Genomic DNA, 25,014 nt, shown 5'->3' with positions numbered 1-25,014 from the left:
ATGAAGCGAGCGCGAGCGGAAGCGGGCCTGGGTGTCGAGTGTTCCCGAACAGCCGCGCCGACGAGCGGGGGTGCAGTCGGTCGAGGTGGGTGCCGCGCTGCTGCGCGCGCTGGCCGACGCCGACGGACCCGTACCGCTGGGCGCGCTCGCGCGCGCGGCCGGGATGTCTTCGGCGAAGGCGCACCGGTACTTGGTGAGCTTCGTGCAAGCGGGGTTGGTCGTGCAGAGCGAGCGCAGCGCCGCCTACGATCTGGGGCCGCTGGCGGTACACCTGGGCTTGGCCGCTATCGAGCGCTTCGACGTCATTCGCGCGGCCGGCGAGCGGCTGGGCGCCCTGCGCGACGAGCTCGACCGCACCGTCTCGCTGGCCCTGTGGACCGACGCCGGACCGGCCGTGGCGCGGATCGAGCTGAGCCGCCGACCGGTGACGCTGGCCGTGCGGGTCGGGACGACCTATCCGCTGCGCACGACGGCGACCGGGCGCATCTTCCTGGCCTACTCGCGGGCGGCCGAGGCGGTCGCCCTGGCCGAGACCCCCGGCGAGGCCGGCGCGATCGCGGCGCTCCAGGAGGAGGTGCGCGCCAACGGCGTCGCAACCGCGGTCGAGTCGTTCCTGGTCGGCGTGTGCGCGATGGCGCTCCCCCTGTTCGGTCACGACGGCACCATGGCAGGCGCGGTCACGGTCGTCGGCTGGCCCGGCGAGCTCGATCTGGCCCCCGGTGGGACGACGGCGAGCACGCTGCGCCGCTTCGCCGCCGCCGCGGGGGCAGGGCCACGGTGACCGTGGTGGCGGAGGGGCTGTCCGCTTCCGCATCGCAAGACGAATTTCGCAATCCGTAGTCGGAGGTCCCTGCTGTGCGTCTCGTCTCCTTCAGCACCCCCTCGTCCGGCCCGCGGCCGGGCATCCTCGAGGGCGACTCGATCCGGCCGCTGGTCTCGGTCGAGTCGCTCGACGCCCTGGTGCGCCTGGGTCCCGAGCAGCGCGCCGCCGCGCTCGGCGTGACCGGGCCGGCGGTCCCGCTCGCCGATGCCACGCTGCACGCGCCGCTCCACCCCCACAAGAACGTCTTTTGCATCGGCCGCAACTACCTCGCGCACGCCGAGGAAGGCGCCCGCGCGCGCGGCGAGGAGCTCAAGCTCCCGCCCGTCCCCGACATCTTCACCAAGGCGCCGACGGCCATCGCCGATCCGGACCAGGTGCTGCGCCTGAGCTCGACCGTCTCGCAGAAGTACGACTGGGAGGCCGAGCTGGCGATCGTCATCGGCAAGCCGTGCAAGGACGTCGCGCAAGCCGACGCGCTGGACGTGATCTTCGGCTACACGTGCCTCAACGACGTCACCGCGCGCGACCTGCAGCGCGCGTCGACGCAGTGGTTCAAAGGCAAGACGCTCGACGACACCTGTCCGCTCGGGCCGTGGATCGTCACCCCCGACGAGATCGGCGACGCGCAGAACCTCGAGGTGACGCTGCGCCTCAACGGCGTCGTCAAACAGCACGCCAACACGTCGTCCATGATCTTCAAGATCCCGAAGATCATCGAGTACCTCTCGGCGGGGCTCACCCTCGAGCCGGGCGACATCATCGCGACCGGCACGCCGGAAGGCGTCGGCTTCGCGCGCACGCCGCCCGAGTTCATGAAGGACGGCGACGTGATGGAGGTCGAGATCGAGAAGATCGGCATCCTGCGCAACACGCTGAGCATCACCGCCCCCGTGGGAGCGGCGCACTGAGTGCCGCCGTGACGCGACGCCGCTTCGTGAGCGGCGTCGCGGCCGGCGCGCTGGCCGTGGGCGTGCCCGTCGTCGCGCGCGCCGAGGCGACGCCGTTGACGATCGGCTACGTGCCCTCCACGCTCTTCGCGCCCGTCTTCCTCGCCGCGGAGCGCGGCTATCTGCACGACGCCGGCTTCAACCCGACGCTCACCCCGATCGTCGCCGGTCAGGATGCGATGGCGCTGGTCTCACAGAGCCAGCTCGACCTCGCCGCCGGCGCGCTCTCGGCCGCGTTCTTCAACGCCGTGCAACGCGGTCTGGAGGTCAAGTACGTCGCCTCGACCGCCTATCAGCCGGCGAAGGGCCGGCCCTCGGCGCTCGAAGTGCGCCAAGACCTGTGGGACGGCGGACTGCGCTCGCTCACCGCCTTGCGCGGGAAGAAGATCGGCTGGATCGGCGGCAACGGCGCCGCGTCCGCCTATTACGTCGCACGCATCCTGCGCGGTGCGGGGATGCGGCTCTCCGAGATCGAGGCCGTCAACGTCGCGACGCCGGATCAAGAAGTCGCGCTGCAACGCAAGGCCATCGACGCCGTCTTCACCTCGGCGCCGTTCACCGAGCTGTTCGTGACGCGCAAAGAGGCCAGCATCCTGGCCTCGCCGCCGCCCGGAATCGCCGCCTCGGGGATCTTCTTCGGGCCCGCGCTGCTGCACGACAGCGGCCGTGCGCGCGCCGTGTTGGGCGCGCTGCGGCGAGCCGCCGGCGAGCTGGCCGGTGCGGGCTGGTACGCGCCCGCGAGCCTGGCGGCGTGCGCGAAGTACACGCAACAGCCGCCCGAGATGATCGCGAAATCGCCGCGCTACGAGGTGCGTTCCGACCTGCGCCCCGACCGTGAAACCGCGCTCGACATGCAGCGCGAGTTCATCGCCGACGGCTTCCTCTCGTACACGACGCCGCTCCCCGAGCCGCGCTTGATCGCGACCTTCTGACACCAGCCCGGCCGCCCGCGCGAGGGCCCCGGCCCGGGGCCCGCCAAGGACCGGCCATGGGTCTGGCGCGGGGCGGCCGCATCGCGACGATCGACGGCCTGCGTGGGATCGCGATCCTGCTGGTCGTCTGGTTTCACTACTGGCAGATCAGCTGGCAGTCGCTCGTCCTGCCCGTGGTGCACGACGCGCCGCAGTGGCTGGCCGAGACCGGCTACCTGGGCGTCGCGCTGTTCTTCTTCATCTCGGGCTTCGTGATCGCGCTGCCGTTCGTCGAGGCGCACGCGGTCGGCGCGCCGCCGCCGACCTGGCGGCACTTCTACACGCGCCGGCTGCTCAAGATCGTGCCGTCGTACGTGCTGGTCATCGCGGTGCTGATCGCGATCGGCTTCCAGACCTATCCGAACCTGCCGGCCGGAGCGAAGGACGTCGGCATCCACTTGCTGTTCGTCCACGATTGGTTCCCGGCGTACAACTCGTCGATCGACGGCGTGATGTGGTCGCTGGGCGTCGAAGTGCAGTTCTACCTGCTCTTCCCGCTGTTCTGCTTCGCGTTCTTGCGCTGGCCGCGGGCGACCGTGCTGGTCATGTTCGCGATCGCGAACGCCTGGCGGCTGTGGAGCTACCACGGCGATCACTACTACCTCGAGCAGAAGCTGGCGCAGTTGCCCGGCTACCTCGATTTCTTCGCCGCCGGGATGTTCGGCGCGTTCGCGTACGTCTCGACCGCGTTGCGCCCGCAAGCGGCGGCGCGCCGGTGGCTCTTCACCCTGATGGCGTTGGCCGGCGTCGTGCTCTACGTCGCGTTGTCGCGCGACTGCTACCTGCACCGCTTCGATCCCGAGTGGCCGCAGCTGTGGGTCGTGCGCTGGCGCTCGGCGATCGCGGTGGCCTGCTTCCTGACCGCCGTCGGCTCGCTGTTCGCGTTCCGGCGCGCGCAGTACGCGCTGGCAAACCCGCTGCTGCTGTACCTGGCGGCGATCTCGTACAACCTCTACCTGTGGCACGTGCCGATCGCGCGCGAGCTGCAGACGTGGCGCATCCCGCCGTACGCCGGCGACCCGCACACCGATCATCGCTGGATGCTGACCTTCCCGCTGATCGCGATTCCGGTCGCGCTGGCCGTGTCCACCGCCGTGACCTACGGCTTCGAGCGCCCGATCCTGCGCTGGCGCCCACGGCGGCGCCGGCTTCCCGCCACGGAGGGACCCGAGGCTCGAACTGCGATAACAGTCGGCTCATGAGGATCGCCGTCCCCACCGAACGCGCACCCGGCGAACGACGCGTCGCGCTCGTCCCGGAGATCGTCGCGAAGTTCGTCAAGGACGGCCACACGGTCGCGGTCGAGCGCGGCGCCGGCAACGACGCGTTCTACAGCGACGCGGCGTACGCGGCGGCCGGCGCGCAGGTCGTCGACGGCGACGAGCTCTACCACGGCGCCGAGATCGTCACTCGCGTCGCCAAGCCGAGCGATGCCGAGGTCGACCTGATCCCGCGCGGCGCGACGCTGATCGGCTTCCTCTCGCCGCTCGGCGATCCGCGTTCGGTCGAGCGGTACGCCGACCACGGGCTCTCGGCGATCGCGATGGAGCTGATCCCGCGCACGACGCTGGCGCAAGCGATGGACGCGCTCTCCTCGCAAGCCTCGATCGCCGGCTACAAGGCCGTGCTGCTCGCCGCCGCCGCCCTGCCGAAGTATTTCCCGATGCTCACCACCGCGGCCGGCACGGTGAAGCCGGCGCGCGCGCTGATCATCGGCGCGGGCGTCGCCGGATTGCAAGCGATCGGCACCGCGCGCCGGCTGGGCGCGCAGGTCACCGGCTACGACGCGCGCGCGGCCGTCAAGGAACAAGTGCAGTCGCTGGGCGCGAAGTTTCTCGAGATCGCGGGCGTCGAAGCGACCGGGCAAGGCGGGTACGCGCGCGAGCTCACCGCCGAGGAGATCGCGATCCAGCGCGCCGCGATGGTCAAGGCGATCGGCGCGTCGGACGTGGTCGTCACGACGGCCGCGGTCCCCGGGCGCAAGGCGCCGGTGCTGGTGACGGCCGAGGCGATCGCCGCGATGGAGGCGGGCAGCGTCATCGTCGACCTGGCCGCCGAGACGGGCGGGAACTCCGAGCTGACCGTGGCCGGCAAAACGGTCGTCAGCCCGAACGGCGTGAGCATCATCGGCGCCGTCAACCTGCCGGCGACGGTGCCGACCCACGCCAGCCAGCTCTACGCGCGCAACGTCCAGGCGCTGATCACCTATCTCGTGCGCGACGGCAAGCTCACGCTCGACCCGGACGACGAGATCGCGCGCGGCGCGACGATCGTGCGCGACGGCGAGATCGTCCACGAGCCGACCCGCGCGGCCCTCGCCGCCACCTGACCCCGCACCGCGAATCGGAGACGACGTGACCGCACATCTGCTCACCGAGCTCACGATCTTCATCTTGGCCGTGTTCCTCGGACTCGAAGTCATCTCGAAGGTCCCGACGACCTTGCACACGCCGCTGATGTCGGCGACCAACGCCATCCACGGCATCGTGCTGGTCGGCGCGATCCTGGTCGCCGGCGTGGTCGACACGCCGTACAACGCGATCCTGGGCTTCATCCTGGTCGTGCTCGCCTCGCTCAACGTCTTCGGCGGCTACACGGTGACGGAACGCATGCTGCAGATGTTCAAGCCGCGAGCGGCGGCGCCCAAGCGCGAGGACAACGCGTGAGCGCCTCCGACACCGCGCTGGCCAACCCGGTCGACATCGCCTACCTGATCACCGGGATCTGCTTCATCGTCGGCCTGCGCTACCTGAGCTCGCCGAAGACCGCGCGCTTGGGCAACCGCATCAGCGCGCTCGGGATGCTGATCGCGGTCGTCGCGGTGCTCACGCAGGGGATCGTCAACTGGATCGTCGTCGCCTCGGCGCTGATCGTCGGTGCCGCGGTCGGCATCATCTCAGCGCAGCGCGTCAAGATGACCGCGATGCCGCAGATGGTCGCGATCTTCAACGGCGCGGGCGGCGGCGCCGCCGCGCTGGTCGCCGCCGGCGAGCTGCTCAAGCTGTATCAGGCCGGCACCGTCCCGACGCCCGACGTCTCGTTCACCAGCGTGCTCTCGGCCGTGATCGGCGCGCTCTCGTTCGCCGGGTCGATCATCGCTTTCCTCAAGCTGCAAGAGGTGATGTCGGGCCGCCCGATCACCTACCCCGGCCAGCAAGTCGTCAACGCGGCGCTGCTGCTGGCGATCCTGGTCTCGTGGGGCTTCGTAGTCGCCGACAATCCGAACGCGCTCTCGTTCTTCTGGGTCGCGCTGGGGTGTGCGTTCGTCCTCGGCATCTTGTTCGTGCTGCCGATCGGCGGCGCCGACATGCCGGTGGTCATCTCGCTGCTCAACTCGTTCACCGGCCTGGCCGCGGCGGCCACCGGCTTCGTGCTCGGCAACAGCGTGCTGATCATCGCCGGCGCGCTGGTCGGCGCATCCGGCACGCTGCTGACCGTCCTGATGGGCCGCGCGATGAACCGCTCGATCACCAACGTCCTCTTCGGCGCCTTCGGCGCGGTCACGACCAGCACCGCGACGGGCGGCGCGAAGCAGCACACCGTGCGCAGCGTCAGCGCCGACGACGTCGCCGCGATGCTGGCCTACGCGAACGAAGTGATCGTCGTCCCCGGCTACGGCATGGCCGTCGCGCAGGCGCAGCACTCGATCCGCGAGCTTGAGGACCAGCTCGAGAAGCGCGGCGTCGAGGTCAAGTACGCCATCCATCCGGTCGCGGGCCGCATGCCCGGCCACATGAACGTGCTGCTGGCGGAAGCCAACGTGCCGTACACCTCGCTGTACGACATGGACGACATCAACCCCGAGTTCGAGCGCGCCGACGTCGCGCTGGTCGTCGGTGCCAACGACGTCACCAACCCCGCCGCGCGCACCGACAAGTCGAGCCCGATCTACGGGATGCCGATCCTCGACGTCGACAAGGCCGCCAACGTGGTCGTCCTCAAACGCTCGATGAACTCCGGCTTCGCCGGCATCGACAACCCGCTCTTCGACGACCCCAAGACCGTCATGCTCTTCGGCGACGCGAAGAAGTCGATCGACGGCGTCGTCGCAGGCGTCAAGGCGCTCAGCTGACGCCTGTGCGAAGGTGACGCCGTAACGGATAGGGACTCACGATCGCCGCTCGTTTTGACCGGGAGGCCGCGCCTCCCGCTCGAATTGCGGGGAATGCTAGTCTCCCACGTCGACCTGCGCGTGCGCGATCGCGTCCAGGCCACCGCGTTCTACGACGCCATCCTCAATCTGCTGGGCGCCGTCAAACACGAAGGCGCGACGTTCACCACGTGGGCGATCCCCGATGAGAGCGCGCCCGACCGCCGTCCCAACGAGTGGTTCGGCATCACCGAGGACCCCGAGATGTCACCTGGCCCGGGCCGGGTCGCGTTCCTGGCGCCCTCGCGCGGCACCGTCGACGCGATCGCGACCTATCTGCCGGCGATCGGTGCCCGCTCGATCGAGATGCCGCAGGAAGCATACGGCCCGACCTACTACGCCTGTTTCTTCGAAGACCCCGACGGCAACCGGCTCGAAGTCATCGCGCAGCGCTGACCGGCGTCAGCCGGCGCGGCGGTCCAGATACGTCGAGACGAGCGAAACGACCACCAGCGCCAGCATGATCGCGATGCCGAGCGGCTGCGCGCCGTAGTGCAGCACCGCCGCGCCGACCAGCGCGATCGCCGCGAGCAGCGTTAGCACCTTGGAGCGACGCGAAAACGCCGCCGCCGCGCGCGGCCGCGACATCGCGAGATAGAACAGAAAGTAGATCAGCCCGGCGATCTCGTAGGGAATGCCGGACGCGAGCAGCGCGTTCACGTCAGCTGCTCGTTCGGCGCCAGCGCCAGGCGTCCCACGTCGGGGTGAAGGCGTTGGGGAAGAAGCCGTGCAGCGACGTACGATACGCGTACGAGTAGGACGGATCGAACAAGAACACGATCGGCACGGCGTCGGCGACGCGGCGCTCGATCTGCCCGTAGAGCCGGGCGCGCTCGGCGCGATCGGGCGCGACTTGTGCGCGCCGCTCGAGCGCGTCGACCTGCGGGTCGCACCAGCGCGCGTAGTTGGCGAAGCCGTCGCACGCGAGCAAGAACGCGTCGTCGGGGTCGGCGCCCATGGGCCAAGGCACGTAGGCGAGATCGAAGCGGCCGGTGGCGAGGGTTCCGCCCTCGGCCTTCGGCAAGAACAGCTGCGCGTTCGAGAGCGACTTGATGGTGAGGTCGATGCCGCGCGCTTGCAGCTCGCGCTGCACGACCACGGCGACGCGGACGCCGGTCTGCGACTCGGGAAACTGCACGTACGTGAGCGCGAGCGGCTTGCCGCCCTTCGCGCGCATGCCGCCCGAACCGCGCCGCCAGCCGGCGGCGTCGAGCAGTCGGTCCGCGACGGCGGGATCGAAGCCCGGCTCGCGCACCGACGGATCGCGCGCCCACGAACCGAGCGGCTGCGCGGTGTCGACGACCGGATAGCGGCCGTCGGTGATCGTGCGCGAGATGCCGGCCCGATCGATCGACGCGGCGATCGCGCGGCGCACCCGTACGTCGTCGAGCGGCGCGTGCCGCGTCTGCAGCGCCAGCCCGACCACCATCGCCAGCGGGACGGTGCGGTATGCGATCCCCGGCGCATCGCCGAGCGAGGCGCGCTGCGCCGGCGAGAGCAGGTTCCAATCCAGGCCGCCGCTGCGCAGCAGCGTGAAGTTGGTGCCGGGATCGGGGACGACGTCGACCTCGAGCCGTGCGATCGCCGGCCGGCCGCGCCAGTAGGTCGGATTCGCGGCGTAGACGAGTCGCTCGCCGCGCGACCACGACACCAGACGATACGGCCCGTCGCCGACCGGCTGCGCGCCGAAGCCGGCGGTCGCGAGATCGCGCACGTTCGCCAACAGGTGTGCCGGCAGCACGTACTGCGGTGAGGGCCCGTCGCCGAACAACGTCGCGACCGCCGGTGCCCAGGCCGATCGCAAGCGCACGCGCACCGTCCACGGGTCGAGCGCCTGGATCGACGCGATGCGCTCGTAGCCCGCCCGCGAGGCGACCGGGTTGCGGTTGTCGAGGATCGCGTGCACCGTCCAGACGACGTCGCGCGCGGTGACCTCGACGCCGTCCTGCCAGCGCACGTTGCGCCGCAGCCGATACGTGATCGTCCGGCCGTCGCGCGAGAGGTCGCCGTTGGCGAGGCTCGGGATGCGGGTCAGCAGCACCGGTACCGGGTGCCCGCGCTCGTCGACGTCGACGAACGGCTCGAACGCGAGCCGGTTCAGCTGTTGCTCGACGTTGTTCGCGTCGGTGTGCGCGAAGAGCGGGTCGAGCGTGCGCGGGTCGGCCGCGACCGCGAAGCGCGCGCTCCCGGCGGCCGCCGCGGGGCCGCCAGCGCGCACGCAGCCCGCCAGCATCACGGCGAGCAGCAATCCGGCCAAGAGACGAGGGGCGCGCACCGCGGGCATCGCGGCTCGTTCCGCGCCCGGCGGTCAGTCGCCCTCGGCGCTCGCCGTCGTCGGCGTCAGCAAGACGGCCGGCTCATCCCGTGCGTAGGCGCGCAGGCAGCCGCAGCGGCGCGTCGACTCCGCGGTCTCCGGGAAGGCGCCCAGGTACGCGGCGCAGCCGAAGGCGTCGTGGAGATCCGCCTCGTGCCCACACGCACACGGCTGACGAGAATCCATCGTCCGGCTATCGTAGCGGTCCAGGTTTTCGCCGGTCGGTACGGAAGCGGACAGTTGGCCGGATCGTGGTACGGCCGTACCGATCCGAGGAGCGCGAGCGGCCGGCGAAGAAATCACGCCCACATGACCGCCAAGCCCGAATCGATCGACGCTCGACCGGGTCGGATGCCCGCTGGACATCCGGAGCTCGACCGTATCGACCTGCGCTTGCTCGAAGCGTTGCAGCGCAACGCCCGTTCGACGTATGCCGAGCTCGGCGCCCTGGTCGGCCTCAAGCCGCCGGCCGTGCACGACCGCGTCAAGCGGCTCGAGCAGCGCGGCTTCGTCATCGGCTACGCCGCGCAGCTCGACGCGCGCCGCGTCGGGTACGACCTGACCGCGTTCGTGAGCGCCTACTGCGCGCCCGACCTCGACTACGACGCGTTCACGTTGGCCGTCCAGACGTTCCCCGAGATCCTCGAGATCCACAGCGTCGCCGGCGACGAGACCTTCTTGCTCAAGGTGGTCACGCGCTCGACCGTCCACCTCGACGACTTCCTCACCCGGCTCAAGCGCATTCGCGGCGTCGCGCGTACGCGCACGACGATCGTCCTGACGACCCCGTTCGAACGCGGCGGGCTTCCGGTCGAAGCGCTCGGATGAGCGCGGCCGTGCTCGGCGCAGCGTGCGCGCTGGGGTCTCATCGTGTCCTCGACCCGTCCGGCGAGCTGCCGCAAGCGGCGTGGCGGTTGGACAGCTCGCCGGTCATTCACGCCAACGAGATCCTGTGCGCGGTCGAGACGCTCAACGTCGACTCGGCGTCGTTCGCGCAGATCCGCGAGGTCTGCGGTAGCGACGCCGACGCGATCGCCGCGCACATCCTGGCGACGGTGGAAGCGCGCGGCAAGCAGCACAATCCGGTGACGGGCAGCGGCGGGATGTTCGTCGGCGAGGTGCTCGAGGTCGGTCCGGCGCTCGCGCACCGCCGCGATCTCGCCGTCGGCGACCGCATCGCCTCGCTGGTCTCGCTCACCCTCACGCCACTGCGCCTGGCGGGGATCGACCACGTCGACCTCGCGACGGGCCAAGTGCGCGTGCGCGGCACCGCCGTGCTGTTCGAGAGCGGCCTGTACGCGCAGTTGCCGGCCGATCTGCCGACCACGGTCGCGCTGGCCGTGCTCGACGTCGCCGGCGCACCCGCGCAAGTCAGCCGCTTGGCGAAGCCGGGCACGAGCGTCTGCGTGATCGGCGCCGACGGCAAGTCGGGGATGCTCGCCTGCGCCGCCGCGCGCAACGCCGTCGGCACGGAGGGCCGCGTCATCGGCGTCGTGCCCAGCGCCACGACGTCGGGCGCGCGCTTGCTGCTCGAGCACGGACTGGTCGACGCGCTGGTGACGGCCGACGCCCGCAAGCCGCTCGACGTGCGTGACCTGTGCCAGGAGGCGCTGCCGCAGCTGGCCGACCTGGTCGTCAACTGCGTCAACGTGGCCGGAACCGAGCTCGCTTCGGTGCTGTGCTGCAAGGACGAGGGTACGGTCTATTTCTTCTCGATGGCGACGTCGTTCACGGCCGCCGCGCTGGGGGCCGAAGGCGCGGGCAAAGACGTGCAGATGATGATCGGCAACGGGTACGCCAAGGGCCACGCGGCGCTCGCGCTCGATACCCTGCGCAACCATCCCGCCCTGCTGGCCCATTTCGTTTCCCGGTACGCCTGTTCATGATCCCCGGAGAGTCCGTGCAGCACCACGTCAAACCACCCGTCGACCCGGCCTTGCTCGAACACCGAAACCTGCGGACGGGCGAGTTCTGGCGCACGGTGCCGGCGTACGAGCAGATCGACGAGCCGACGTTCCTCGACCACATCTGGCAAGGCCGTCACTCGGTGAAGACGGCCGAAGAGCTGTTCGAGACGATCGGCGGGATCGTCGATCCGACGTTCCTCGAGGACGCGCGCGAAGGGTTCCGGCTGGCGCCGATGGCCGTGCGGGTCTCGCCGTACATGCTGGCGTCGATCGACTGGACGCGGCCGTACGAAGATCCGATTCGCCGCCAGTTCATCCCGGTCGCCTCGCGCCTGTTGCCCGATCATCCGCGCTTGACGCTGGACTCGCTGCACGAGCAGGAAGACGCGCCGGTGCAGGGCCTCACCCACCGCTACGTCGACAAGGCGCTGTTTCTGCCGCTCCAGACGTGCCCGGTCTACTGCCGCTTCTGCACCCGCTCGTACGCGATCGGTCCCGACACCGAGCTGGTCGAGGAGAAGGCCGCGTTGGCGAAGACGCCCGCGCTGTGGGAACACGCGTTCGAGTACATCGCCGCGCGTCCCGAGATCGAGGACGTGGTGATCTCGGGGGGCGACACCTACCAGTTGGCACCCAAGAACATCACGCACATCGGCGAGGCGCTGCTGGCGATCCCGCACATCCGGCGCATGCGCTTCGCGACCAAAGGCCCGGCGGTGATGCCGATGAAGATCCTCACCGATCAGGCGTGGACCGACGCGCTGGTCGGCGTCGTCGACAAGGGCCGAGCGCTGGGCAAAGACGTCGTGCTGCACACGCACTTCAACTCGCCCAGCGAGATCTCGTGGATCACGCAGCAGGCGATGGACGTCCTGTTCCGCCGCGGCGTCACCGTGCGCAACCAGAGCGTGCTGATCCGTGGGGTCAACGACGATCCGGCCACGATGACGCTGCTGGTCAAGCGCCTCTCGTGGCTCAACGTCCACCCGTACTACGTCTACATGCACGACCTGGTCAAGGGCGTCGAGGAGATGCGCACGTCGATCGCCACCGCGGTCGCGATCGAGAAGGCGGTCCGCGGCGCGACCGCCGGGTTCAACACCCCGCTGTTCATCTGCGACGCGCCGGGCGGCGGCGGCAAGCGCGACGTGCACAGCTACGAGTACTACGATCGCGAGAACGGCATCGCCGTCTACCGCGCGCCGAGCGTCAAGCCGGGCCAGTCGTTCCTCTACTTCGACCCGATCGACACGCTCTCGCCGGCGGCGCAAGCGCGCTGGGCGGTGCCGGCGCTGCAAGAGGCGATGATCCGCGACGCGCTGGCGCGCGCGGACGGCAAGGTGACGGCCCTAGCCTAGTCCAAGCGGCGGGGATGCTGGTCCAAGCGGTCATCTACACGTTTCCGGCCGACAAGGCCGACCAGGCCGAGGAGCACCTGCGCGCGTTGGCCGCCGCCTCGATCCAAGAGGCGGGCTGCCACGGCTTTCTCGTCACGCGCGGGATCTCCGATCCCACCACCTTCGTGCTCTACGAGACCTGGGCGGACCAGGCGGCCATCGACCTGCACTACGCGACCGCGCACTTCCAGACGCACGGCGTCAACGGCATTCGCGTCCTCGCGGCCTCCCGGACAGCCATCCTCGGACGACCCGTCGCCCAGTAGATGCGCGTCTGCGTCTATTGCGGCGCGTCGCCCGGCAACGATCCGCGCTACGCCGCGACGGCGCGCGCGTTCGGCGCCGCGCTGGCGCGCGCCGGCTTCGGCGTCGTCTACGGCGGCGGCCGCGTCGGGCTGATGGGGGCGCTCGCCGACGGCGCGCTCGAGGCGGGCGGCGAGGTCATCGGCATCATCCCGCGCTTCCTCGAGGAGCGCGAGGTCGCGCACCGCGGCGTCGACCTGCACGTCGTGCAGTCGATGCACGAGCGCAAGGCGCTGATGGCCGAGTACGCCGATGCGTTCGTCGCGTTGCCCGGAGGGTTCGGCACCTTCGAAGAGTTCTTCGAGATCGTCACCTGGGTGCAGCTGGGGCTGGCCGACGCGCCGTGCGTGCTGGCCAACCTCGACGGGTACTTCGACGCGCTGCTGGCGCTGATCGACGGCGGTCGCGCCAAGGGCTTCATCAGCGCGGGCAATCGCGCGATCGTCGAGGCGTTCCCGACGATCGAGCTGGTGCTGGCACGGCTCACCGAGCTGCGCGCTCAGGACGGAGCGTCGCTCTGATGCTGCGCGTAGGTGTGCGGGTCGAAGTACCAGGCCGGTAGCGACGCCGGAAAGGCGATGTCGCGGAACTGGTAGTCCACGTCCCGCCCGTCGCCGTCGTACTGGTTGCCGTCGCTGTCCTTGCCGACGACCCCGTGCAGATCGGTCACCACCGGATAGCCCTGCACGTTGCCCATCGTGTAGGTGAAGATCACCGCGTAGACGTGGGTGGCGACGCCGCCGCCTTCGACGAACAGCTTGTCGGTCGCGACCAGCTTGCGCAGCTCGAGCGTGTGCTTGTCGCACCAGATCTCGCGCAAGCGGTTGCGCTCGACGTCGCGGATCGGCTCGATGTGTAGGTGCAGCTGCTCGCCGACCGTTTCGACCGACGTGACGGTGTAGTCGTACTCGACCAAGAAGCGCACGCCGCCGATCAGCGGCGGCGCGGTGAAGTTCGGCTCGGGCGTGTAGACTTCGCTGACCGGATGCGGGCGCAGCGGCGCCGGCTCGAACACGTCGGCGGTCGGCGGGCCCGGATCGCGATCCTCGTTGAACGCCGGACGGTCGAAGTTCAGGTCGCCGCGCGCGTCGTCGCGGAACACGTACCGCGAGAGCGCGGCGCGATCGCTGTTGCGAATCCAGAAGTGCTTCGTGTACGACTCGGCCAGATCCGGAAAGCCGTTGGTGGCGAGCTGCTTGCGGATCAGCGTGTAGGTCTCGAACGGCGGCGGCGGCCGGTGCGAGCGGAACTGCGCGCGGATCGCGCCGAGCAGGTGCGTCGGCGTGAGCGACGGGAGCGGGGTGGGATTGGGTGCCGCCGCCGGAGCCGGCGTCGTGAGCAGCACCGCCAAGAACATGACGAGAGCCAGCATTCCAGCGGGGATACGGCACGACCGGGACGGCGGCCCGCCGTCCTCGCCAGCGGGCGGAAGGAAGCCTCAGCTCTCCGCAAAGGCCACCCGCTCGCGCACGCCGAGCACGACCCAGGCCAGATTCGCCAGCGTCAGGGCGCCGAAGGTCAGGAACACGGCCGGAAAGCCGAAGCGCGCGGCCAACACGCCGCCCAGCAGCGGTCCGGCGAACATCCCCAGAAACGTCGCGCTGGCGACCACGCCGTAGACCTGGCCGCGCCGCTCGACCGGGAACATCGTGCCGATCCACGCGTTGGCGGTCGGCAGCACGCCGCCCAAGAACACGCCGACGCCGAAGCGCAGCGCCAAGAACGCCCAGATCGAGTGGACGAAGGCCTGCGGGATGGTGAAGCCGGCGACGCCGGCCAGCGAGATGGTGAGCACCCGGCGATAGCCGATGACGTCGCTGCGCTTGCCCAGGAACGGCGAGGCGATCAGGTCGGCCAAGCCCGTCACCGCGAAAGCGGCCCCGGCCGCGGTCGCGAGCCACGGCGCGTCGCCGACCAAGTCGCGCACGAACAGCGGAACGATCGGCTGCACGCCCAGCGCCGCCACCTGCGCCAGCAGCACGACCGCGAACATCGGCGCCAGCTGCGGATGGCGGACCAGCTCGCCGAACTCGCGCCAGATCGGGCCGCGCACGCCTTTGCCGGCGTCGGGCCGGGTGAAGCGCTCGCGCACCGCAAGCGTGCACAGCAGCGTCGCGCACAGCGCGACGCCCGACGTCCAGAAGAAGACCTCGCGGTAGTCGTGCAGCCAGTCGGCCAGCACGCCGCCGGCGAGCGGGCCGATCAGACCGCCGACGAGCTGTCCCGTCGCCATCCAGCCGAGCGAGAAGCCCAGCATCCCTTCGGGCACCTGCGTCCCCACCAGCGCCGTCGCCGCCGCGGAGAAGCCGCTGAAGACCCCCATGCAGGCCCGGGCGAGGAACAGGACCAGCACGTTGGGCGCCAGGCCCATCGCCGCGGTGAACAAGCAGACCGCGGTCGAGGACCGCACGACCATCGCCTTGCGCCCCACCCGGTCGGCCAAGCTGCCCCAGATCGGCGAGAAGATCGCCGCCAGCAGGAAGTTGACCGAGGCGATCGCGCCGGCCCACAGGTCGACCTTCGCGATCGGATGGACGCCCAACTCGAGCACGTACAGGGGCAGGAAGGGCGCCGAGATCGAGAACGCCAGCGACATGGTCGCCTGCACGGCGACCATCATCCACAGGGTGCGGCGCCACGCGCCGGACGGGGCCCGCACCGTCAGCGGGCGCGCATCGCCGGGCCGAGATGGAAGCCGCCGTCGACCTGGAGGATCTCGCCGGTCGTGGCCGGTGCGCGCAGCAGCAGCCAGCACACCGCGTCGGCGACGTCGTCGGGGGTCAGGATCCGGCCCAGCGGCGCGGCGGCCTCCCAGGCCGCGACGCGGCGGGCCGCCGCCTCGGGTCCCAGGGCCGCGGCGGTCCAGCGCGTCTCGACCAGGCCGGGGCAGACGGCGTTGACGCGGATTTCGGGAGCCAAAGCCCGCGCCAGCGAGAGGGTGAGCGTGTTGAGGGCACCCTTCGAGGCGGCGTACGCGATCGAGGATCCCTCGCCGGTCAGTCCCGCCATCGAGGAAACGTTGACGACCGCACCATGCCGTGCGCGCAGCGCGGGCACCACGGCCCGCGTCATCTGGTACGTGCCGACGACGTTGACGGCGTAGAGCCGCTGAAAGGCCGCCGCGTCGAGCGCGTCGAGGTCACGGTGAGACGCGAAGACGGTCGTCCCGGCGTTGTTGACCAGGCCGTCGATGCGCCCCCAACGCGCGAGGGCGGCGTCCGCCATCGACCGACAAGCGGCATCGTCGGACACGTCGGCCCGCACCAGCAACGCTTCGCCGCCGGCGTCGGCACAGGCCGTCGCGACGGCGCGCGCCTCGGCCTCGCTGGTCGTATAGTTGACGACCACCGCCGCGCCGGCGGCGGCCAGTCGCCGAACGCACGCGGCGCCGATCCCCGCCGCCGACCCGGTAACCACGTAGACGGCGCGCTCGCTGGACATCTGCCCTCCGAACAAAAACCTTATGACCGCCTTAAGCGGCGCCCGCGGAACGAAATGTCGCCGGGGGCCGTTGCGAGGCTGCGAAGGAAACTTGCGGTCGTCTCCGCAAAGCGCCTTCAGCCATGCCGTTCCAGAGGTTTTCTAGGGACGGCGTGTCTCAAAGCCGTTCTCAAGAGGAGGGCGTTCCCATTCAGAAGCTAGCCCACTTGACGCGGCGCCTTTTGCCGCGCCGCATCGACACCGTGCTCACGGTGGCCAGCGTGGTGGTTGCTCTTTCGGTCGGTGCCGTTGCTCAGGCGCAGGCGCAGACCGTTCCCGCTACCAACCCCGCACCCGCCGCCGCGAACGCGCAATCCCCCATGATCGCCCCGACGACGCCGGACCTGTCGACGCAGCAAGTCTCGCAGGCAACGGGCGCTCCGGGCATTTCCCACACCGGGTTCAACGTCTCGCACTATCCGGTGATCGACATCATCCCGATCTACACCGAAGAGACGCTCCAGAACAGCCACCCGGGCTACACCTATCAGAACTTCGACGTCGGTGGCTCGGTGCGTATTCCGATCTCGACGAAGTGGTCCGTGTCGTTCGACCGCAACGTCGGCGGCAACCTGAACACCGCGCCGGAGCGCACCCTCAGCCCGACGACCGGCGCGCCGACGTACAACGCGGTTTCGCGTGACGCCGTCCTCGTCTACCGCACCGACTGGCAGTTCAGCCCGAACTGGCTGCTCGAGGGCGGCTTGCAGTTCCGTCACCGCCTCTACGCCGGTTGCTTCGTCAACGGCTGCCCCCTCAACGCGGCGGGCAACAGCCAGAACTCCGGTATCTCGGCGGTGCCGTTCCCGTACTCGAACAACTCCACCGAAGCGCACTGGGGCTACCTCGGCCTGACGTACACGACGCCGGCCATCCACGAGCTGCACGGCACGCGCTTCTCGTTCAACATCACCGGCGACGAGCAGAACGCCGACCAGAACGTCGCCGAACTCTGCAGCTCGGCGACGGCCTTCTACGGCTGCGGCGCTCCGGGTATGCTGCACCACATCATCTACCTCCCGGAAGGCGCGCTCAACACGAACGCCGTCGGCCCGCTGTGCACCGTCACGCCCACGGGGACGACGAAGTACAACTCCGTGCCGACGTACTCCAACTGCCCGAAGTCCTACACCGAGAGCACGCAGTATGTGGCGGCGGTCGTCCCGGTCGACCGGCACATCACGGCGGTGGTGAACTTCACCTGGGGCACGCTGAACTACTACGAGAACCAAGAGTTCCCGTGGCGTTGGGCCGATGGCTGGACCTACGCGGTCACCGATCGCTTCAACCCGTTCGTCGCGTTCTCGATCCGCTGGCAGAACAAGCACGAGGACATGATCGACATCCCGTACGCGTCGCCGAACGTCAACCACGTCGGCAACTTCGACGCGTACTTCACCTTCCACGTCGATACCGGGAACTGGTTCCACTAAGAACCAACGGTTTCGGTTGAGTGAGAGGCGGTCCGGACGGACCGCCTCTTTCTTTTTGCGAAGAAGGCCGCCATGTTCGCCCTGCTGATGCTCGCCCCGTGGCTGTTCGTCAGCGACGTCCACCTGGATCCGCGCGCGCTGGGCACCCAGCCGGTGACCGCCAAGAAGGACACCAACGCCGCGCTCCTGCGCTCGGCGCTCGACGAGATGCGGCGCGTCGACCCGGACCCGCCGGTCGTCGTCATCGCCGGCGACTTCCTGGCCCATGACATCCGCCGCGAGGACGCGGTCAAGACCGAAGCGCTGGTCGCGAACGCGTTCGACGAAGCCTTTCCGCACGCGCAATTCCTGGTCACGCTCGGCAACGAGGACTCCGACTGCGGCGACTACCGGATCGGCCCGGGCGCCACGTTCCTGCGCGCCTTCGCGGGGGTCTGGGAACCGCTGGTCAACCGCGGCGGCGCGGCGCCCGGGTTTCAGGAGACGTTTTCGCGCGAGGGCTTCTACACCGCGCGGTTGCCGCTGCGGGGCGTGCGGGCCGTCGTCGCCGACGACGTCGCCGGATCGCTGCGCTTCCGCCCGTGCGGCGTGCCCGACGGCGCGGCCGACGCGCTCCGCGACCTGCGCGCAGCGCTCGCGCCGCACGGTGAGCGCTCGTGGGTGCTGTTCCACATCCCGCCCGGCATCGACGCGTACTCGACGATCCGCTTGGCGCACGGGCTGGTCGTCGTTCCGCTGCTGACCCCGCAGTGGCGCGCCGGCGTGGTGACGCTGCTCGACGATCCCGCTCGCAACGTCGGGCTGGTGATCGCGGGCCACGTGCACCGCTTCTCGTTCCGGCTGCTGCGCGCGGGCGACGCGGCGCCGGTTCCGCTGCTGACGATTCCGGCAATCTCGCCGATCTACGGCAACACGCCGAGCTTCTTGACCGTCGACGTCGCGTCCGACGGCACGATCGACGCCGCGCAAGAGCATTCGCTGCTCGACGGCCGCTGGCAGATCGTCGGCGGGACGCGCACTCTCGGCCTCGCGCGCGTCGACGGGCCGTCGCTCGCGGCGCTGCAGACGCGGCTGGCGCACGATGCGGGCCTGCGAGCAATCTGGTCGCGGCTGTACGACGGCGCGGCGCCCGCGGAGATCACTCAGCGCAGCTGGCGCGCCTACTGGTGCGTCGCGACCGCATTGACCGCGAGCGCCTACCGCGGCTGCCTGCGCGAGGGCGGCTACAGCGTGTTCACGACGCGCGGCATCCTGCTCGCCGCCGTCGCACTGCTGGTGCTGGCCGCACTCGCCCTGGGCGCCGCGCGGCTGGTGGTCCGCAGGACGCGGCTGCCGCGCAACCGCGTCCCCTGATCCGCGCTCAGCGCTCGGTCAGCGCCTCGCGCACGATGCGCTCCTGCTCGACCGCGTGGGCGCCCGGATACCCCTCCGAGGGGCTGGCACGGTACGGGCGGCCGACGTAGCCGATGTCGACCAGGCCGCCGGGCAGCTTCTCGACCAGCCGTCGCCGCACGTGCGCGCGCGCGCCCATGTTCTTCGGCTCCTCTTGCACCCAAACGGCTTCGCTTGCGTTCGGGTAGCTGGCGATCAGCTGCACGACCTCGGCGACGGGGAACGGCGAGAGCATCTCGACCCGGACGATCGCGGTCTTGGTCGTCTGCGCGTAGAGCGGGCTGGCGATCAGGTCGTAGTAGATGTGACCGCTGCAGAGCAGCACGCGCTCGACCTTCGACTTGTCGCCGCCGGCGAAGCGCGGATCGTCGATCGCTTCGCGGAACGTTCCGTTCGCGAGCTCGTCGATCGTCCCGTACGCGGCGCGGTTGCGCAGCAGCGACTTGGGGGTCATGACGACCAGCGGATAGGCCTGCTCGGCCTTCGCCTGCGCGCGCAGCAGGTGGAAGTACTGCGCGGCGGTCGAGCAGTTCGCGACCCGGATGTTGCCTTCGGCCGACAGCTGCAGGAAGCGTTCGAGCCGCGCGCTCGAGTGCTCGGGGCCCGCGCCTTCGTAGCCGTGCGGCAGCAGCAGCGTCAGGCGTGTCGTCTGACCCCATTTGGCCGCGCCGGCCGCGATGAACTGATCGATGATGATCTGCGCGCCGTTGTTGAAGTCGCCGAACTGCGCTTCCCACAGCACCAGCGCGTTGGGCGTCTCGACGCCGTAGCCGTACTCGAAGCCCAGGCACGCGTATTCCGAGAGCGGCGAGTTGTGGATCTCGAACGACGCCTTGGCGTCGGGGAGATGCTGCAGCGGGACGTACTTCTCGTTGGTGCGCGCGTCGTGCAGGACGGCGTGGCGGTGCGAGAACGTCCCGCGCTCGGTGTCCTGACCGGTCAAACGCACCGGCGTTCCGTCGCTGATCAGGGAGGCGAAGGCCAACGCCTCGGCGGTCCCCCAGTCGACTTCGCCGTTCTCCTTGAGCGCCTGCGCGCGCTTGGCGAACTGCTGCTGCAGCTTCTTGTTGGGGACGAAACCGTCCGGCACGGCGACGACCTCGTCGCTCCAGCGCAACAGCCGTCCCTTGTCGACCGCGGTCGCGGGCGCGGGCTGCGGACGATGCGCGCGGCGCGCGGTCTCGTGCTCTTCCTTGAAGGCGCCGCTCTTGACGTTCTTGTGCGCGTCGGTGATGCGCAGCGTCGCGGCGTCTTGCAGCTCTTTGACTTGGTCGCTGGTCAGAATCCCCTGCGCGACCAGCTCGGACGCGTAGAGCTCGCGCACGGTCGGGTGCGACTTGATCAGCTCGTACATCTGCGGCTGCGTGTACGCCGGCTCGTCCTGCTCGTTGTGACCGAAGCGGCGGTAGCCGATCAGGTCGACGACGACGTCGCGCCCGAACTTGCGGCGGTAGTCGATGGCCAGGTGAACGGCCGCGATGCACGCGTCGACGTCGTCGGCGTTGACGTGCACGATCGGCAGGTCGTAGCCCTTGGCCAGGTCCGAGGCGTAGCGCGTCGAGCGCGCTTCGGACGGATCGGTGGTGAAGCCGACCTGGTTGTTGGAGATGATGTGGATTGTACCGCCGGTCGAGTAGCCGGCCAGGCCCTGCAGGTTGAGGACTTCGGCGACGATCCCTTGCGCGGCGAACGCCGCGTCGCCGTGGATGAGGATCGGCGCGGCGATCTCGACGTCGCGGGTGGGCGGGTTCTCGGCGTGGTCGGTCTGCAGCGCGCGCGTCATCCCTTCGACGACGCCGTCGACCGCCTCGAGGTGCGAGGGGTTGTGCGCCAGCTCGACGGTGATCTGCGTTCCGACCGGCGTCGTGTAGATCCCGGTCGCGCCGTGGTGGTACTTGACGTCGCCGGTGACGTCGTCGGCCACCGAGTCGGGCACCGGGACTTCCTCGCGCGTCGCCGCGTTCTCGAACTCGGAGAGCAGCTCTTCGTACGGCCGATTGACCACGTGCGCGATGGTCGAGAGGCGGCCGCGGTGCGCCATGCCGATGACGGCCGTCTTCGTCCCGTCCTCGGCCAGCATCGAGATCGTCTCTTCGAGCATCGGGACCATCACGTCGAGCCCTTCGATCGAGAAGGTCTTCTGCGACATGAACTGCTTGCGGAAGTAGCGCTCCATCGTCTCGACCTTGGTCAGGCGCTGGAGAACCTGCACGCGGCGCTGCGGCGTGAGCGGACGGCGATGCATCCCCGTCTCGATGTACTCGCGCAGCCACTCGCGCTGCTGCGTGTTCGAGATGTGCTCGATCTCGTAGGCGACGGTCGAGCTGTACGTCTCCTTCAGTTTGGGCAGCACGTCGGCCAACGTGTTGCCGGGGACCTTGACCCGCAAGATCGAGGCCGGGATCGCACGCATCATCGCGGGCGTGAGGCCGTAGGACGCGGGGTCGAGCGACGGATCCTCGGGCGGCGTCGTGCGCAGCGGATCGAGCGAGGCGCCCAGATGGCCGTGCCGGCGGTAGGCCGAGACGATCGCCATCCCGGCTGCGATCGCGCGCAGCATCTCCTCGGAGGGCACGCCCGGCAGCTCCGCGATCGGCGCCGCCGCTTCGCGCGCGGGCGTCGGCGGCGTGCCGTTGGCGCTGGTCGAGGTCCCGCGCACGGCGGCGGCGACGCCGAGCTGCGCGAAGAGCGTCTCGTAGAAGCCGTCGGCGCCCGCCAACAGCTCGTCGATGCGGCGCAGGAACTCGCCGGACTGCGCGCCTTGGATGACGCGGTGGTCGTAGGTCGAGGTCATCGTCATGATCTTCTCGACGCCGAGCTGCTCGAGCGTCGCGCGCGTCGCGTGCGCGAAGCCCGGCGGATAGGTGATCGCACCGGTCGCGATGATGCAGCCCTGGCCGATCATCAGGCGCGGCACCGAAGCGACGGTGCCGATTCCGCCGGGATTGGTCAACGTGAACGTCGCGCCGGTCTGCTCTTCGACGGACAGCTTGTTGTCGCGCGCCTTGGCGACGAGATCTTCGTAGGCGGCGCGGAACTGCGCGAAGTCGAGCGCGGCGGCGTTCTTGAGCACCGGCACGACTAGGAAACGCGAGCCGTCCTTACGCTGCGCGTCGACCGCCAGACCGAGGTGGATGCCGGCTTCGACACGCTGCGGCTTGCCCTCGACGCGGCGGAACGACGCGGTCATGCCGGGCTGGTCGCTCGCGGCGCGCGCCAGCGCGAACGCGATGATGTGCGTGAACGAGATCTTCTCGTTGCGGCCGGCCTGCTTGAGCGCGGCATTCAGCTCGGCGCGGCGCTGCTCGAGCGTGCCGACGTGCAGCGTGCGGAACGAGGTCGCGACCGGGATGGTCAGCGACTGGTCCATGTACGACGCGAGCGTCGCGACGGAGCCCTTGAGGTCGACGACCTTCGACTCGGCCGGCAGCGGCGGGTATTGGATCGCGGGCGGGGCCGACGCCGCGCCCAAACCGCCGGAGAACGCGATCGTGCCCGAAGCGACCGCCGCTTCGACGTCCTCGCGCAGGATGAGGCCGTCGGGACCGCTGCCGCGCAGCTTGGCGGGATCGATGTGCAGGCGCTCGACCAGCCGGCGCGCGTGGTGGGAGAGAACGCCGCCGGCCTTGCCGTTGCCGTCGGCGCGCTCGGCCGGCGGGCTCGCCGAACCGGCGGCGCCGTAGCTGCTCGGGGTCACCAGCTCGGGCTCGCTGGGCTTCGCGACCGGCGTCGGGGTCGGGGCGCCAGGCGTCGCGGCGCCGCCCGCCGGCTTGGCCGCGGTCGTATCGATCTCGGCCAGCACCGAGCCGACCGAGACGGTCGCGCCCTCATCGCCGTGCAGCGCGGTGATCACCCCGCTCGCGGTCGAGGGAACCTCGACGTCGACCTTGTCGGTCGTCACGTCGACGATGGTGTCGCCCTCGTCGACCCAGTCACCGACTTTCTTGCGCCACTCGACGATCGAGCCTTCGCTGACCGACTCGCCCATCTCGGGCAGGGTGACGTTCACGAGCGTTTGCACTGCGGTTGGACTTCTCCGAAAAATCTCGCGCGGGACCGGCCATCCTTCGGGCTCGCCCAAAGCGTCGGCCTGCACCCCTCTTCCCTATGATACGAGCCGCACGACCGGATGGGAAATACGCCCCGCCGATAGGAGCTATCTGAACCGACCACACGCTCGCTTCGAGGCTTGGAACGAGCGCGGGGGGCCCGAGCCTCCTCCGGTGCCAGTACACGGCGGCGGATGCGGCGAACGACGCGTGATGGAGCTGCGCGATCTGCGCTCGTTCGTGGCGGTGGCGCAGCAACGCAACTTCAGCCGCGCCGCGGAAGCCCTGCACGTCTCGCAGCCGGCGCTGAGCGAGCAGATCCGCAAGCTCGAAGACGAGTTGGGCGCGGTGCTGTTCGAGCGTACCAGCCGCGGCGCGACGCTGACCGACGCCGGCGAGGCCTTCTTCCCGCAGGCGCGAGCGGTCCTCGCCCAAGCCGACGTCGCGGTCGAAGCGGTGCGCCTGGTCGCCCGGGGGCTGGCCGGGACGCTCACGCTGGGCTTCATCGACTCGGCCGCGCTGGGGCTGCTGCCGCCGCTGATCCGCCGCTTCTCGGCGCGCCATCCCGAAGTGAAGCTGCAGCTGCGCGAGTTGGGGACCCGCTCGCAGCTCGAGGCACTCGAAGCCGGCGAGATCGACGTCGGCATCGTGCGCGGTCCGGTCTGGAACGCGGGCATCACCGGCGTGCCGCTCGCCACGGAAGCGCTGCTGCTCGCGATGCCGGCGCAGCACCGTCTGGCGGAGCGCGAAACGGTCCGCGTCGCCGAGCTGCGCGACGAAGGGCTGATCACGTTTCCGGCCGACCGCGGCGCCGGGCTCTACGACGAGACGCTGCGCCTGTGTCACGCGGCCGGCTTCGACCCCCGCATCGTCCAGGAGGCCAGCGAGATCGCGACGATCGTCGCGCTGGCGGCGGCCGGCCTGGGCGTCGCGGTCGTCCCCGCCTCGGCCGCGGCGATCGTGCTCGAAGGCCTGGTTCACCGCCCGATCGCGGACCCGGACGCGCACCTGGAACGCTGGGCGGTGTGGCGCGACGGTCCCGCGGCGCTAGTGCGCGCCTTCGCCGAGACCCTCGAAGCCCCGGTCTAGGGCGAGGGCTCCGGGCTCGGCGCCGGTGCGGGCAACTCCGGGTTCGGGGTCGGGGCGAAGGTCGGTTCCTGCGTCCAATCGCCGCTCGGGCTCGGCGCCGGCTCGGGCGCCTCGACGGCCGGCGCGGGCGATGGTTCGGCGGTCGGCTCGGGCGGGATCGGCAACGCCGGCCCGTCGGGCGGCGGCGGCGTCATCCGGCACGATCCGTTGGCGTCGCCGTCGCCGAGCACGACCAGCATGCGGGTGGCGCGCGGAACGGTCACGTCGGTGCCATGGTGCAGGTAGCCGTACGGGCTGGTCAGGTAGCCCGAGAACGGGATCAGGTTCACCAGGCCCGGGAGGTTGCGCGAGAGCCCGCTGGCGGTGGCATGGCCGGCGGCGTCCCAATCGATCGTGGCCGGGATGTGCTCGCCGTGCGGCCCCTCGACGTAGCGCACGTCGAGGACGAGATAGCCGCCCTTCCCGCCGCGGTCCGCGTGTTGGGCGATCGCCACCACGCCGCCGCCGCGCGAGGCCTCGGGGATGATGACGCCGCCGGGCCCGTACGCGCGCTCGACGGTCTCGACCTCGAACGGATCGCCCGCGCGGGCCGTCGCGGTCGAGACGTCGCGCAGCAGGGTGACGGTGACTTGGGGACAGGGGGGAGCCATGCCGATGGCGCGCGCGGGCGGCGACCCGGACAGGGCCGCGCACGCGACGACGCCGCCGGCGAGCAAGGCGGCAAGCCGCCCGGACGCAGACGAGGACATCGTTCACAGG

Annotated in this window: 24 protein-coding genes; 16 read left to right on the top strand and 8 right to left on the bottom strand. The window is 70.2% G+C overall.

Annotated elements, in window-relative coordinates; translation table 11 throughout:
• The first annotated feature begins 70 nt into the window (after positions 1 to 70).
• The 8 genes from VMD91_09900 to VMD91_09865 all read left to right on the top strand — a co-directional run bounded on the left by VMD91_09900 (position 71) and on the right by VMD91_09865 (position 7,287).
• Positions 71 to 781, top strand: coding sequence for a helix-turn-helix domain-containing protein (locus VMD91_09900; protein ID HTW84368.1), 711 nt, complete (start codon positions 71 to 73; stop codon positions 779 to 781).
• A gap of 74 nt (positions 782 to 855) precedes the next feature.
• On the top strand, positions 856 to 1,731 hold the full coding sequence (locus tag VMD91_09895) for a fumarylacetoacetate hydrolase family protein (protein HTW84367.1): 876 nt from the start codon (positions 856 to 858) through the stop codon (positions 1,729 to 1,731).
• An 8-nt stretch (positions 1,732 to 1,739) separates the two neighbouring features.
• On the top strand, positions 1,740 to 2,702 hold the full coding sequence (locus VMD91_09890) for an ABC transporter substrate-binding protein (GenBank protein ID HTW84366.1): 963 nt from the start codon (positions 1,740 to 1,742) through the stop codon (positions 2,700 to 2,702).
• Between the two features lie 56 nt (positions 2,703 to 2,758).
• The gene (locus VMD91_09885; protein HTW84365.1) at positions 2,759 to 3,943 is read left to right on the top strand and encodes an acyltransferase; all 1,185 of its coding nucleotides are present in this window, start codon (positions 2,759 to 2,761) and stop codon (positions 3,941 to 3,943) included.
• Positions 3,940 to 5,070: a Re/Si-specific NAD(P)(+) transhydrogenase subunit alpha gene (locus VMD91_09880; protein HTW84364.1), complete on the top strand. Its 1,131-nt coding sequence runs from the start codon at positions 3,940 to 3,942 to the stop codon at positions 5,068 to 5,070. Before VMD91_09885 ends, VMD91_09880 begins: the two co-directional genes overlap by 4 nt.
• 25 nt (positions 5,071 to 5,095) lie before the next feature.
• Complete coding sequence (locus VMD91_09875; GenBank protein HTW84363.1) at positions 5,096 to 5,407, top strand: NAD(P) transhydrogenase subunit alpha; 312 nt, start codon at positions 5,096 to 5,098, stop codon at positions 5,405 to 5,407.
• Positions 5,404 to 6,813 carry an NAD(P)(+) transhydrogenase (Re/Si-specific) subunit beta gene (locus tag VMD91_09870; GenBank protein ID HTW84362.1) on the top strand — a complete coding sequence of 470 codons (1,410 nt, stop codon included), beginning with the start codon at positions 5,404 to 5,406 and terminating at the stop codon, positions 6,811 to 6,813. The genes VMD91_09875 and VMD91_09870 overlap by 4 nt, the downstream gene beginning before the upstream one ends.
• Positions 6,814 to 6,906: 93 nt before the next feature.
• Entirely contained in the window at positions 6,907 to 7,287 is a 381-nt protein-coding gene (locus VMD91_09865; GenBank protein ID HTW84361.1) for a VOC family protein, read from the top strand.
• 6 nt (positions 7,288 to 7,293) lie between these two features.
• On the opposite strand, the gene VMD91_09860 is transcribed toward VMD91_09865, so the two are convergent.
• Genes VMD91_09860 through VMD91_09850 form a run of 3 tightly spaced genes read right to left on the bottom strand, consistent with a single transcriptional unit; the run spans position 7,294 to position 9,391 of the window.
• Complete coding sequence (locus tag VMD91_09860) at positions 7,294 to 7,551, bottom strand: hypothetical protein (GenBank protein HTW84360.1); 258 nt, start codon at positions 7,549 to 7,551, stop codon at positions 7,294 to 7,296.
• 1 nt (position 7,552) lies between these two features.
• Positions 7,553 to 9,175: a peptide ABC transporter substrate-binding protein gene (locus VMD91_09855; GenBank protein ID HTW84359.1), complete on the bottom strand. Its 1,623-nt coding sequence runs from the start codon at positions 9,173 to 9,175 to the stop codon at positions 7,553 to 7,555.
• A 24-nt stretch (positions 9,176 to 9,199) separates the two neighbouring features.
• Complete coding sequence (locus VMD91_09850) at positions 9,200 to 9,391, bottom strand: hypothetical protein (GenBank protein ID HTW84358.1); 192 nt, start codon at positions 9,389 to 9,391, stop codon at positions 9,200 to 9,202.
• Positions 9,392 to 9,514: 123 nt separating this feature from the next.
• Between VMD91_09850 and VMD91_09845 the strand changes: the two genes are divergently transcribed.
• From VMD91_09845 to VMD91_09825, 5 genes are read left to right on the top strand one after another with little or no spacing between them, the layout of a single operon-like run.
• Complete coding sequence (locus VMD91_09845; protein ID HTW84357.1) at positions 9,515 to 10,033, top strand: Lrp/AsnC family transcriptional regulator; 519 nt, start codon at positions 9,515 to 9,517, stop codon at positions 10,031 to 10,033.
• A complete protein-coding gene (locus VMD91_09840) occupies positions 10,030 to 11,091 on the top strand; it encodes an L-erythro-3,5-diaminohexanoate dehydrogenase (GenBank protein ID HTW84356.1) in 1,062 nt (353 codons plus the stop codon). Before VMD91_09845 ends, VMD91_09840 begins: the two co-directional genes overlap by 4 nt.
• Positions 11,088 to 12,470 (top strand): KamA family radical SAM protein, encoded by a 1,383-nt coding sequence (locus VMD91_09835; protein HTW84355.1) that lies wholly within the window; start codon positions 11,088 to 11,090, stop codon positions 12,468 to 12,470. The genes VMD91_09840 and VMD91_09835 overlap by 4 nt, the downstream gene beginning before the upstream one ends.
• A gap of 14 nt (positions 12,471 to 12,484) precedes the next feature.
• Positions 12,485 to 12,775 (top strand): putative quinol monooxygenase, encoded by a 291-nt coding sequence (locus VMD91_09830; GenBank protein HTW84354.1) that lies wholly within the window; start codon positions 12,485 to 12,487, stop codon positions 12,773 to 12,775.
• Entirely contained in the window at positions 12,776 to 13,333 is a 558-nt protein-coding gene (locus tag VMD91_09825) for a TIGR00730 family Rossman fold protein (protein HTW84353.1), read from the top strand.
• Here the strand turns inward: VMD91_09825 and VMD91_09820 are convergent.
• The 3 genes from VMD91_09820 to VMD91_09810 form a co-directional block, all read right to left on the bottom strand.
• On the bottom strand, positions 13,312 to 14,184 hold the full coding sequence (locus tag VMD91_09820) for a hypothetical protein (GenBank protein HTW84352.1): 873 nt from the start codon (positions 14,182 to 14,184) through the stop codon (positions 13,312 to 13,314). The two genes, VMD91_09825 and VMD91_09820, sit on opposite strands and share 22 nt — an antisense overlap.
• Positions 14,185 to 14,250: 66 nt before the next feature.
• Positions 14,251 to 15,471, bottom strand: coding sequence for an MFS transporter (locus VMD91_09815; protein HTW84351.1), 1,221 nt, complete (start codon positions 15,469 to 15,471; stop codon positions 14,251 to 14,253).
• 2 nt (positions 15,472 to 15,473) lie between these two features.
• Entirely contained in the window at positions 15,474 to 16,253 is a 780-nt protein-coding gene (locus VMD91_09810; GenBank protein HTW84350.1) for a glucose 1-dehydrogenase, read from the bottom strand.
• Between the two features lie 206 nt (positions 16,254 to 16,459).
• Here VMD91_09810 and VMD91_09805 point away from each other — a divergent pair, with 206 nt between their 5' ends.
• Together VMD91_09805 and VMD91_09800 are read left to right on the top strand one after the other, a co-directional pair.
• Positions 16,460 to 17,725, top strand: coding sequence for a hypothetical protein (locus VMD91_09805; GenBank protein HTW84349.1), 1,266 nt, complete (start codon positions 16,460 to 16,462; stop codon positions 17,723 to 17,725).
• A gap of 72 nt (positions 17,726 to 17,797) precedes the next feature.
• The gene (locus tag VMD91_09800) at positions 17,798 to 19,078 is read left to right on the top strand and encodes a metallophosphoesterase (GenBank protein HTW84348.1); all 1,281 of its coding nucleotides are present in this window, start codon (positions 17,798 to 17,800) and stop codon (positions 19,076 to 19,078) included.
• Between the two features lie 7 nt (positions 19,079 to 19,085).
• Here VMD91_09800 and VMD91_09795 read toward each other — a convergent pair whose 3' ends face one another.
• Positions 19,086 to 23,138: a multifunctional oxoglutarate decarboxylase/oxoglutarate dehydrogenase thiamine pyrophosphate-binding subunit/dihydrolipoyllysine-residue succinyltransferase subunit gene (locus VMD91_09795; GenBank protein HTW84347.1), complete on the bottom strand. Its 4,053-nt coding sequence runs from the start codon at positions 23,136 to 23,138 to the stop codon at positions 19,086 to 19,088.
• 241 nt (positions 23,139 to 23,379) lie between these two features.
• Between VMD91_09795 and VMD91_09790 the strand changes: the two genes are divergently transcribed.
• Positions 23,380 to 24,255, top strand: a complete 876-nt coding sequence (locus tag VMD91_09790) for a LysR substrate-binding domain-containing protein (GenBank protein HTW84346.1) — start codon at positions 23,380 to 23,382, stop codon at positions 24,253 to 24,255.
• Here the strand turns inward: VMD91_09790 and VMD91_09785 are convergent.
• Complete coding sequence (locus tag VMD91_09785) at positions 24,252 to 25,004, bottom strand: hypothetical protein (protein ID HTW84345.1); 753 nt, start codon at positions 25,002 to 25,004, stop codon at positions 24,252 to 24,254. The genes VMD91_09790 and VMD91_09785 overlap by 4 nt on opposite strands.
• Positions 25,005 to 25,014: the final 10 nt, after the last annotated feature.

Source organism: Candidatus Sulfotelmatobacter sp., assembly GCA_035504415.1.
Taxonomy (GTDB): domain Bacteria; phylum Vulcanimicrobiota; class Vulcanimicrobiia; order Vulcanimicrobiales; family Vulcanimicrobiaceae; genus Vulcanimicrobium.
The sequence above is the reverse complement of the archived record's forward strand: the minus strand, read 5'-3'. Positions and strand labels throughout refer to the sequence as shown.

Coding starts and splice junctions, on each gene's coding strand:
- VMD91_09885 (HTW84365.1), top strand. CDS start 2,759: ATGGGTCTGGCGCGGGGCGGCCGCATCGCGACGATCGACGGCCTGCGT.
- VMD91_09880 (HTW84364.1), top strand. CDS start 3,940: ATGAGGATCGCCGTCCCCACCGAACGCGCACCCGGCGAACGACGCGTC.
- VMD91_09865 (HTW84361.1), top strand. CDS start 6,907: ATGCTAGTCTCCCACGTCGACCTGCGCGTGCGCGATCGCGTCCAGGCC.
- VMD91_09855 (HTW84359.1), bottom strand. CDS start 9,175: ATGCCCGCGGTGCGCGCCCCTCGTCTCTTGGCCGGATTGCTGCTCGCC.
- VMD91_09850 (HTW84358.1), bottom strand. CDS start 9,391: ATGGATTCTCGTCAGCCGTGTGCGTGTGGGCACGAGGCGGATCTCCAC.
- VMD91_09845 (HTW84357.1), top strand. CDS start 9,515: ATGACCGCCAAGCCCGAATCGATCGACGCTCGACCGGGTCGGATGCCC.
- VMD91_09840 (HTW84356.1), top strand. CDS start 10,030: ATGAGCGCGGCCGTGCTCGGCGCAGCGTGCGCGCTGGGGTCTCATCGT.
- VMD91_09835 (HTW84355.1), top strand. CDS start 11,088: ATGATCCCCGGAGAGTCCGTGCAGCACCACGTCAAACCACCCGTCGAC.
- VMD91_09830 (HTW84354.1), top strand. CDS start 12,485: ATGCTGGTCCAAGCGGTCATCTACACGTTTCCGGCCGACAAGGCCGAC.
- VMD91_09825 (HTW84353.1), top strand. CDS start 12,776: ATGCGCGTCTGCGTCTATTGCGGCGCGTCGCCCGGCAACGATCCGCGC.
- VMD91_09820 (HTW84352.1), bottom strand. CDS start 14,184: ATGCTGGCTCTCGTCATGTTCTTGGCGGTGCTGCTCACGACGCCGGCT.
- VMD91_09810 (HTW84350.1), bottom strand. CDS start 16,253: ATGTCCAGCGAGCGCGCCGTCTACGTGGTTACCGGGTCGGCGGCGGGG.
- VMD91_09800 (HTW84348.1), top strand. CDS start 17,798: ATGTTCGCCCTGCTGATGCTCGCCCCGTGGCTGTTCGTCAGCGACGTC.
- VMD91_09790 (HTW84346.1), top strand. CDS start 23,380: ATGGAGCTGCGCGATCTGCGCTCGTTCGTGGCGGTGGCGCAGCAACGC.
- VMD91_09785 (HTW84345.1), bottom strand. CDS start 25,004: ATGTCCTCGTCTGCGTCCGGGCGGCTTGCCGCCTTGCTCGCCGGCGGC.